Here is a 6177-nt window from a genome sequence, read left to right as displayed (position 1 = left end):
CCGCGACGATTTCATCTCCTCGGCGGCCAGCCGCTCGGCGTGCCCCGTCACCGCTAGGAGGTCCGCTTCCAGTTCGACAGCATCCTTCTCCCAGGGGGCCTTTGAGTTCAGAACCGGCCAGATGGGGTTGTTCACGGTGAGATCGAGCTGCTTCGCGAAAGTGACCATGCCGTCGTACCCTGCGTAGGGATGGGAGCGGCCGTGGTTGATGTCAAGGAACGGTGTCTTGGTCTTCAGAGCGAGGAACTTGGTCTTGCCACCGGCCACGATCAGGTCGGGGAGCTTCTCGTACATCACCGAGAGCAGGCCCGCGGTGCTGGTGTCGGCGATGATGGATGCGTCCTGGTGCATGAGCGCCTTCATCCGGTAGAAGTCCTCCAGCGTCGAGTTCTGGGTCCCCGCCGCAAGGATCTCCACCCCCAGTTCGGCCAGCGCGTTCACCATGGACCAGGTTTTGACGCCGCCGGTGAAGAGGACCGCGCGCTTGCCGGCCAGCCTCGCCTTGTAGGGGGCCAAAAGCTCCCGGCAGGAAGCTTCGCTTTCCGCGATAAGCTTCTCCACCCGGTCCTGCATGATCCGCTTCTCCAGGCCGTTCACGACGTCGTCCAACTCCCGCGCGATATCGCGCAACGCCTTGGCAACGTCAGTCAATCCGTAAAAGGATTCCTCCACGTAGGCAATCCCGTAATTCTTCTGCATCTTCTTGGCGAGGTTGGTGAGGCTCTTTGAGCAGATGATCACGTTCAGCTTCGCACGGTGCGCGTAGCGCAGCTCCTCGTACTTGGAGTCCCCGCTGATGCAGGAAAGCACCCGGATGCCGAGCTTGTCGAAGAGCGGCAGCATCCCCCACAGGTCGCCCGCGATGTTGTACTCGCCGATCAGGTTGATGTCGTAGTCGGTGGTGTACTCGGGCTCCGCGGTGCCGATCACGTATTTCAGGAGCGTCTCGCCGGCCAGCCGGTTGCCGATGTTTTTGTCGCCGATAAAGCCCGGGGTGTTCACGGGGATGACCGGCATGGGAACCTTGTCCGTCGCCGCCTTGCAGACCGCCTCGATGTCATCGCCGGTCATCGAGGTGACACAGGTGGCGTAGACGAAGATCGCCTTGGCCTCCGGGTAACGCGCAGCGAGTTCCCGGATCGCCTTGTAGAGTTTCTTCTCGCCGCCGAAAACGACGTCGTTTTGCAGCATTTCCGTGGTGAAGCCTCGCCGGTAGAGCTGGGATTCCGAGGAGCGCGCCCCGCGGTTGTCCCAGGAATTGCCGGCACAGGCGATGGGCCCATGGACCAGGTGAATGACATCGGTGATGGGCATCAGGACCACCCGTGCGCCGTCGTAAGCGCAGCTTCGTTCCGTCCCCTCACCGGGCTCCGACTTCTTGCAGAACTTCGGTGCCCCAGCGTCATTGGTCTTGCAGTCTTCTACGTCGTACCAATCCGGTTTTGCCATGAGCTCCTCTCCTTTGAGGGTCGGTACCTCTTTACTATCCTTTATAAACATCCCCTCTCCCGAAGGGGGAGGGTCAGGGAGGGGGAGCACCGCCGGCGACGCCACCAGAGATCCCCCCACCCAACCTCCCCCCTCCTGGAGCAGGAGTAATGGCCTTCGGGAATTACCTCATCATCTCGAAGTGACGTTCGTCGCAGCTGTCGTCCACGAGGTCAATGAACTTGTTGCAGATGGTGGAGACCATGTTGATGACCCCCTGGTAGCCGATCAGCGGCTCCCTGTGCAGGTTCACCCTGTCGAAGATCGGGAAGCCGAAGCGGAACAGCGGGATGTTGGCGTCGCGCGCAAGGAACTTGCCGTGGGTGTCGCCGATCACCGCGTCCACCGGCTCGGTCATCACCAGGCTCCGCAAGTGCCAGAGGTCTTTGTTGATGTACACCTTGGCGCTCTTCCCGTACGGGGAGGCCTCCAGGAGCGCGTTCAGCTCCTTCTCGAGCTTCTTGCTTCCCTTGGAGCAGAGCACATGCACCGGCTTAGCGCCCATCTCCAGCAGGAAGGAGACGTAGCCCAGGAGGTAGTCGGGATCGCCGTAGACGGCGAACTTCTTGCCGTGGATGTACTGGTGGGCGTCGGTCATGAGGTCGACCGCGCGGCCGCGCTCTTCCTTCAGCGACTCGGGAACCGGCTTCTCGAACAGTTCAGACAGTTTCAGCAGCAGGGCGTCGGTCTTGGCTATGCCGAAGGGAGTCGGCATGGAGACATGCTTGCCGGAGTAGTTGTCCTTGATCCAGCTGAAGGTCTTGGCGTTCGAGTAGGTGCCCAGGGCGAGGGTGACCTTGCCGTTGATGGAATCGGCCGCGTCTTCCAGCTTGGTGCCGCCCGGGTAGGGACGGTAGGTGCCGTCGTTGGGGGCGTCGAAGACCTCGGAGATGTCGGCCAGCACGGTGTAGGGGATGCCGAAGGCTTTCAGTATCCGCTTGTACTCCCAGTAGTTGCCGGTGTTGGCGTCGAAGCCGGGGAGCAGGTTCAGTTTCCCGGTGCAGCGCCCTTCGATCTGTTTCCCCTCGGTGAGGGTCTGCAGGATGGCGAGCAGCATCGCGTCGTAGCCGTGCACGTGCGAGCCGTTGAAGCTCGGGGTGTTGGCGTAGGGAGTCGGGAAATCCTTCGGTACGACCCCTTTCTGCTTGGCGTTCTTGATGAAGGCGGTCAGGTCGTCGCCGATGATTTCCGGCATGCAGGAGGTGAACACCGAGATCATCTTCGGCTTGTAGATGTTGTAGGCGTTCTCGAGGCCTTCGTGCAGGTTGTTCTGGCCGCCGAACACGGCACCGTCCTCGGTCATCGCGTCGGAAACGGCCGGCGCCGGCTCGCGGAAGTGGCGGTTGAGGGTGGAGCGGTAGTAGGATGCGCACCCCTGGGAGCCGTGCACGAAGGGAAGGCTCCCCTCAAAGCCGTGGGCGGCCAGTTCCGCGCCCAGCGGCTGGCAGGCATGGGCGGGGTTGATGGTCAGCGCGGTGCGCGCGAAGTTCTTTTCTTTATATTCTTCGGAATTTATCCAGGCCGCGACCCTCTGCACCTCTTCTTCGGGGATCTCGGTGACCGGTTTGACAGCTAGTCCAAGATTGTTTGCCATTGCATATCTCCTTCGGTGGGAGACTCATCCGTCACACCACCTGTTGGTTTCTCTAAAACGGTGCCTTCACCAGGCTCCAGGTCGGGCTGTTCACTGCCATGTCGATGTCCCGTGCGAAGATCGGGAAGCCCTTGTAGCCGTGGTAAGGGCCGGAGTAGTCCCAGCTGTGCATCTGGCGGAACGGGATCCCCATCTTCTGGAAGAGGTACTTCTCCTTGATGCCGGAGCCGATCAGGTCGGGCTTCAGCACGTGGGCGAACTGTTCCATCTCGAATTCGGACGCGTCGTCGTAAACCACGGTGGCGTCCGGCATCTCCGGGGCGGTACGGTCATAGTCGTCGGTGTGGGCGAACTCGTAGCCGCTCCCCACGCAGACCATGCCGAGGTCTTCGTAGGCGTTGATGGTGTGACGGGGGCGCAGGCCGCCCACGTAGAGCATCACCTTCTTCCCTTCCAGGCGCGGACGGACCTCCTCGATCACCGCCTGCATCTGCGGATCGTACTTGGCGATCACCGCCTCGACCTTCTCCTTTATGCTGTCGTCGAACAGCTCGGCCAGCTTCCTGAGGCTCTCCTTGATCTTGGTCGGGCCGAAGAAGTTCAGCTCGATCCAGGGGATGCCGTACTTCTCTTCCATCACCTTGCACATGTAGTTCATCGAGCGGTAGCAGTGGATGACGTTCAGCTTCACCTGGTGGGTGGCCGCGATCTTCTCCATCTCGCCGTCGCCGGTCCAGACCGCCTTCACGTTAAAGCCGCACTCTTCCAGAAGGGGCTTGGTGGACCAGGCGTCGCCGCCGATGTTGTACTCGCCGATCAGGGCAATGTCGTAGGGACCGACCGGATCCGGGAATTCGCGGGTCTCGATGATGTAGTCGCGGATGGTGTCGTTGGAGATGTGGTGGCCAAGCGACTGGGAAACCCCGCGGAACCCCTCGCAGTTGCAGGGGATGATCGGTATGTCGAGTTCCTTCGACGACTGCTTGGCGACCGAGTTGATGTCGTCGCCGATCAGGCCGACCGGGCACTCGGAGAGGACCGAGATCCCCTTGGCGAGCGGGAAGAGATCGTGCGCCTCGCGCAGCAGCTCGGCCAGCTTCTTGTCGCCGCCGTAGACGACATCCTTCTCCTGGAAGTCGGAGGTGAACTGCATGGCGAAGTTGGTGACGCCGTTGATGCCGCTCACCAGGTTGCGGCGGGTGCCCCAGGAGTACCAGCCGCAGCCGACCGGGCCGTGGGAGACGTGCACCATATCGCGGATCGGGCCCCACACCACCCCTTTGGCGCCTGCATAGGCACAGCCGCGGGCGCTCATGATGCCGGGGACCGTCTTCTTGTTCGACTTTACGCAGGCAGAGCCGGAAGCCTGATCGTTGGGGCCCAGGTGGGGGGCTCTTTTCTTCTTGGCCTTCTCGGGATAGGCGTCCAGGACCTGGTCGATCATCTCCTGCGTCGACTCTTTCGTGATCCCTTCTACTTTCTTGATTTCTACGGACATATGATTCCTCCGAGCTCTAGGGCCGGTGGCACTAGGCGGTAAATATATTCACTGCAATTCCTTACTGCGCTGCCGCTTCCGCCACGCCCACCACCGACTCGTCATCGGCTTCCATAATGCCGAACTCCATGAGGAGCTCTTCAAGCTCGTCCATGGTCAGCGGGGTCGGCACGACCAGCATCTTGTTCTCGGAGATCTTCCTGGCCAGGTCGCGGTACTCCTGGGCCTGCTTGTGCTCCGGGGAGTACTCGATGACGGTCATCCTTCTCAGCTCGGCCCTCTGAACCTGGTTGTCGCGGGGGACGAAGTGGATCATCTGGGTGCCGAGCTTGGCGGCCAGCGCCTCGATCAGGTCGGATTCCTTGTCCGTGTTGCGGGAGTTGCAGATCAGGCCGCCGAGGCGGACCTTGCCGGAGGAGGCGTACTTGAGGATACCTTTGGCGATGTTGTTGGCGGCGTACATGGCCATCATCTCGCCAGAGCAGACGATGTAGATCTCTTCCGCCTTGTTCTCGCGGATCGGCATGGCGAACCCGCCGCAGACGACGTCGCCCAGAACGTCGTAGAAGACGAAGTCGAGGTCCGGGGTGTAGGCGCCGTTTTCTTCCAGGAAGTTGATGGCGGTGATGACCCCGCGGCCGGCGCAGCCGACACCCGGCTCCGGTCCGCCGGACTCGACGCACTTCACGTCGCCGTAACCGACCTTGAGGACGTCGTCCAGTTCCAGGTCCTCGACGGTGCCCAGTTCGCGCACCATGTCCATAACCGTTGCCTGGGCCTTGGCGTGGAGGATGAGTCGGGTGGAGTCGGCCTTGGGGTCGCAGCCGACGATCATGACCTTTTTGCCCAGCGAGGCGAGGCCCGCTACCGTGTTCTGGGTGGTGGTGGATTTGCCGATGCCGCCTTTGCCGTAAATTGCGATCTGTCTCATGTTCCCTCTCCTTTTGGTGCCCCGCTGACCATCATCTTGGTGCGAGGCAGGTTTGAGTTTCGAGGCCCAATAAAAAAGGCGCTCCGTTAGTGGTTACGGTGGGCGCCTTTGCCAATCTGCACTTGGTTCGAACACGTCGGCGTGCTCTTTCGGTTTTGGATTACCTATAAGCAGCTACCGTGCCAAAAGGTAACTTCGCGGTATTACGCGAATGTAGCCTTTCAATTGAAGATGCCGCAGCGTATACAAAGGCACCTGCACAAATAATAGTCACCTTTATTAACCGACCATCCCGCTCTCCGGTGGCTCCCCTCTCCTCTTACCACGCGTAAATCTGCACCCCGCTCACCCCGTTCGACAGTCCCCTCTCCCGAAGGGCTAGGGAGGGGGAGCTCCGTGTCTCAGTGGATGGAGCTCCGTGCTCCGTGCAACCGCTCCCACAGCCGCCCTCCCCTCCCCTTTGTGAGGAGTAGCTCCGGACGAATCAAAAAGAAGAGGACAAAAAAAGACCTGACTGTGGAGAGAGGGCAGTCAGGTCCAATAACATTGGGGAACCAAAAGTGATCAGTAAGATGTAGCAGTGACCGGCAGCAGTTTAGCTCAGGCCGCAGCGAGCACCATCGCCTCGTGCAGCCTCATGAGGTCGGACGGTGCCAGCGGCCCCTT

Annotated in this window: 4 protein-coding genes; all 4 read right to left on the bottom strand. The window is 61.0% G+C overall.

The features are described from left to right. A partial coding sequence (nifE, locus tag VJ604_RS08780; RefSeq protein WP_324081644.1) for a nitrogenase iron-molybdenum cofactor biosynthesis protein NifE occupies nucleotides 1–1449 on the bottom strand: 1449 nt, incomplete at its 3' end. Nucleotides 1450–1612: 163 nt separating this feature from the next. Next, nucleotides 1613–3082 (bottom strand): nitrogenase molybdenum-iron protein subunit beta, encoded by a 1470-nt coding sequence (gene nifK / locus VJ604_RS08775; RefSeq protein ID WP_324081642.1) that lies wholly within the window; start codon nucleotides 3080–3082, stop codon nucleotides 1613–1615. A 52-nt stretch (nucleotides 3083–3134) separates the two neighbouring features. After that, entirely contained in the window at nucleotides 3135–4580 is a 1446-nt protein-coding gene (nifD, locus tag VJ604_RS08770) for a nitrogenase molybdenum-iron protein alpha chain (RefSeq protein ID WP_324081640.1), read from the bottom strand. 61 nt (nucleotides 4581–4641) lie between these two features. After that, nucleotides 4642–5511 carry a nitrogenase iron protein gene (gene nifH / locus VJ604_RS08765; protein WP_324081638.1) on the bottom strand — a complete coding sequence of 290 codons (870 nt, stop codon included), beginning with the start codon at nucleotides 5509–5511 and terminating at the stop codon, nucleotides 4642–4644. Nucleotides 5512–6177 lie beyond the last annotated feature (666 nt).

This window comes from Geomonas sp., from assembly GCF_035254065.1.
Lineage (GTDB): Bacteria > Desulfobacterota > Desulfuromonadia > Geobacterales > Geobacteraceae > Geomonas.
The sequence above is the reverse complement of the archived record's forward strand: the minus strand, read 5'-3'. Positions and strand labels throughout refer to the sequence as shown.